Source organism: Leisingera sp. ANG-M1, assembly GCF_000813745.1.
GTDB lineage: Bacteria > Pseudomonadota > Alphaproteobacteria > Rhodobacterales > Rhodobacteraceae > Leisingera.
Window position 1 is genome coordinate 1 of record NZ_JWLC01000074.1, and the last position, 580, is coordinate 580.

1 protein-coding gene is annotated in these 580 nt (G+C 65.0%); it reads right to left on the bottom strand.

Going from position 1 to position 580, the window contains the following annotated elements:
- Window positions 1–580: glutamate synthase central domain-containing protein (locus tag RA19_RS25410; protein ID WP_039168765.1), on the bottom strand; the 580-nt coding region annotated here is incomplete at both ends.

The window sequence follows — 580 nt, forward strand, 5'->3', positions numbered from 1 at the left end:
CCGCCGATCGGCAGCACGTTTTCGGTGGTGTTCCAGGCCTTGGCGTGGATCTCCTCCACCTTGGTCTGGATACCGGTCACACCGATGCCGGAAATGCGCGAGGTCATGCCCGGGAAGAACTCGGCGCACATGGCACGGGACAGACCCACGGCCTCGAAGTTCAGACCGCCGCGGTAGGAAGAGACCACCGAGATACCCATCTTGGCCATGATCTTCAGCAGGCCCTGGTCGATGGCTTCGCGGTAGCGGGCGACGTTTTCGGTCAGGCTGCCGTCCAGCAGGCCGCGCTCAATGCGGTCGGCCAGCGAATCCTCGGCCAGATAGGCGTTCACAACGGTGGCACCGCAGCCGATCAGCACCGCAAAGTAATGCGGGTCGATGCATTCGGCGGAACGGACATTCAGCGAGCAGAAGGTGCGCAGGCCCTTGCGGGTCAGATGCGAATGCACGGCAGAGGTCGCCAGGATCATCGGCATTGCCACCTTGCCCTCGCCCGAGTGCTGGTCGGTCAGCGCGATGTGGCCGGCACCGGAACGCACAGCTTCCTCAGCCTCAGCACGGACCCGCGCCAGCGCCGCGC